The sequence below is a fragment of the Paenibacillus forsythiae T98 genome, assembly GCF_000520735.1.
Lineage (GTDB): Bacteria > Bacillota > Bacilli > Paenibacillales > Paenibacillaceae > Paenibacillus_AQ > Paenibacillus_AQ forsythiae.
This window is the reverse complement of sequence record NZ_ASSC01000744.1, coordinates 1-2,669: the sequence shown is the minus strand read 5'-3', so window position 1 is coordinate 2,669 and position 2,669 is coordinate 1. Positions and strand designations below refer to the sequence as shown.

General features: G+C 56.5%; 2 protein-coding genes and 1 pseudogene. 2 read left to right on the top strand and 1 reads right to left on the bottom strand.

Going from position 1 to position 2,669, the window contains the following annotated elements; genetic code table 11:
* Positions 1-191: 191 nt before the first annotated feature.
* Positions 192-989, bottom strand: coding sequence for a Cof-type HAD-IIB family hydrolase (locus L692_RS0122580; RefSeq protein ID WP_025702244.1), 798 nt, complete (start codon positions 987-989; stop codon positions 192-194).
* A gap of 221 nt (positions 990-1,210) precedes the next feature.
* Here L692_RS0122580 and L692_RS0122575 point away from each other — a divergent pair, with 221 nt between their 5' ends.
* Both L692_RS0122575 and L692_RS29925 read left to right on the top strand, forming a co-directional pair.
* Positions 1,211-1,924 carry a metal-dependent hydrolase gene (locus tag L692_RS0122575; RefSeq protein WP_025702243.1) on the top strand — a complete coding sequence of 238 codons (714 nt, stop codon included), beginning with the start codon at positions 1,211-1,213 and terminating at the stop codon, positions 1,922-1,924.
* A gap of 150 nt (positions 1,925-2,074) precedes the next feature.
* A pseudogene (locus tag L692_RS29925) lies at positions 2,075-2,669 on the top strand (hypothetical protein); the annotation flags it as partial.

Here is a 2,669-nt window from a genome sequence, read left to right as displayed (position 1 = left end):
AGCGATGCGGAAGGGCTGTTCACCTCCAATCTGGATTTGGCGGCGCGGAATGCCGCCAGGTTCGTCCTGGAATGGCTGGACCTTTATCGCCTGGCGTACAGCGCAGGACAATAACTCTTATTGCGCCTCACGGGAATACAGAGAAAGGGAGCGCGGGACCCGCTTTGCACGGGTTCTGCGCTCCCTTTGTGTTATTGTTGCAGGATGAATTTATCGATGACTTGCTTGACTCCGTCCTCATTGTTGCTTGCGGTTATATAGCCCGCGATCTCCTTCAGCGCCGGAATGGCATTGCCCATCGCTACGCCAAGCCCGGCGGTCTCCAGCATTTCGTGGTCGTTCCAGGAGTCCCCGATTGCGATCGTCTCGGACAGCTCGCAGCCGAAGTAGTCCGCCAGAAACTCAAGCGCCAGCCCTTTCGTGCCCTCGTTATGCGTGATTTCCAGATAATGCGGCTTCGATTTCGTAATGTGGACCTCGCTGCCGAGCAGCTCCCGAAGCTTCGGCGCCAGCTCGTCCAGGAAAGCGGGATCGTCGATAATCAGCAGCTTGGGTGTCTTGATCCCGGCCAGCTTTTCGGCGTCCGGTTCGATGTAATATTGGGTCCTGTTCGCCGCCGCATAATCGATCAGCTTCTGATTCTCCTCGCGGGAATACAGCTTGTCGTCGACATAGGTTTGCAGATGCAGGTTGTGCTCGATGCAATATTCGAAGACTTTATGAACCGCATCCTGGGGCACAAAGCGTTCGTACAGCACCTTTTCGTCCATCAGATTCTTCACCAGGGAGCCCTGGTATGTAATGATCGGCACATTAAGTCCGGTCTGGCGGGCAATAGCCTGGGCGGATGCGTAGGCGCGTCCGGTGGCGAGCGTTACGACCACTCCGGCGGCTATGGCTGCTTCCAGCGCCGCCTGAGTGGCAGGGGTTACTTCCTTGTCGTCATTGATCAGCGTGTCGTCAATGTCGATGGCAATCAGCTTGTACATTCGGTCTCTCTCCTTGGTCTCTCCGCTGCTTGAAAACGGATGAATTGATTAAATTGTATCCTAAAAACAGGGGGAGAACAATCGCGTAGGCTGCCCAATCCCCGCTTCCGCGCCCGCGAACTGCCGCAGCGGACTGGACAAAAGGAAGAAGGCTTGTTATACTTCGGTAGCCGCACATTTGTTCGCGTTATTCTGATCCTGAAAGGAGCGTTTGCAAAGCGATGATGGGCAAATCCCACCTGGTAATCAGCACCGGGGTCACCCTGTCGGCCATGCAGTGGGCCGGCTTCCATCTTACCATTCCCGCTGTCGCCGTAGCGGCGCTCAGTTCGCTGCTTCCCGACATCGACGAGCCGAATTCGCTGCTCGTACGCAAGGCGCTTCCTTCCTTTCTGCTGCGTGCGCTGCAGCTGGCGTTAATCGCCGCCGCTGTCTTTCTGTATTTTGCGGATATTGCACCGTATCCCTGGAATATCGTGCTGGCGCTGCTCGTTGGAAGCGTAGTGTTTCTGCCGGGACGAAGGCTGCGCAAGCTCGTGATGCTGCTGATCGCGACCTTGCTGATGGCGTTCGGCAGCGCTTATGATCCATGGAATATGATCGTCGGCTGCATTCTGGTTATTGCCGCGCTGGTTCCCCACAGGGGGCTGACGCATACGCTGTACGGCGTGGCCGGATGGACGGCGCTGCTGTATGTCGCCGGGAAGGGAATGGACGGCGGGGACATCCTGTGGATTGCCGGCGGTCTGTCCTACGCGCTGCATCTGCTGGCGGACTCGCTCACCCGGCGGGGCATTACGCCGCTGCCTCCGCTGCCCTTCAAGCTGCGCTTGAAGCTGATGAGCACCGGCTCGAAGAGGGGCGGGGCCGTGGAAGGCATTTGCGTCACGCTGACGCTGGTGCTGGTCGTCTATACCTTTGTTATCGGCCGTTAACGGCGGGCTTCGGACAACTGAAGCTCCCGGGGCCTTATAGCGCGCGGACTGAGGCGCGGAGAGCTTTTCGTTGTTCGGATGGATCGGACCTTGAAGCCCTCCGCGCTTTTTTTGTCAAAAGATTTGACTTTCTTGCCGGAAGCACAAATAATGGAATTCAGTTTGAGCCGGCGAATGCATGGTATGATTACGGTAATCGAGACTACCATTCATGGAAGAGAAGGCGGACATTTTGCAAGCGCAGTCAAAGGGAGGGGGAGGAGCATGAGAGACGGTATAGCGGGATGGTTCGGGAGGCTGCCGATCCGCAGAAAGATCATCCTTATATTTGTGCCGGTCATCATCTTTCCGCTGCTGGCGCTTGGGTTGCTGTCCGGCGAAATGTTCAGCCGCTCGGTGATCGAGAAGACAAAGAACAACGTCAGGGACGAGTCCCGGCTTATTCTCTCGCAGATGGATTCGATTGTGAAAAATACGGAGAGCAGCGCCAATATTATGACGACCGATATCAACCGTCTTTATGATGAGCGTGCGGATTCGGCCGAGGCTATGGAAGAGGATAGATTCCATAATCTGATGGAGAGCCGTCTTTCGATTGACCTGGTGCTGTTTCCCGATGCGGATTCGGCCATCTTCGTTGATGTGACCGGCAAGGTGTATTCGTCCTACCCTCCGCAAGAGAGCCGGGACGAGAAGGTGCTGCGCAGCGGCCTGCTGGAGAAAGTAAAAGGGATGGGCAGCTACG

What these genes read in the sequence shown, in the direction of transcription:
- L692_RS0122580 (WP_025702244.1), bottom strand. Translation starts at nt 989, where the DNA reads ATGTACAAGCTGATTGCCATCGACATTGACGACACGCTGATCAATGAC.
- L692_RS0122575 (WP_025702243.1), top strand. Translation starts at nt 1,211, where the DNA reads ATGATGGGCAAATCCCACCTGGTAATCAGCACCGGGGTCACCCTGTCG.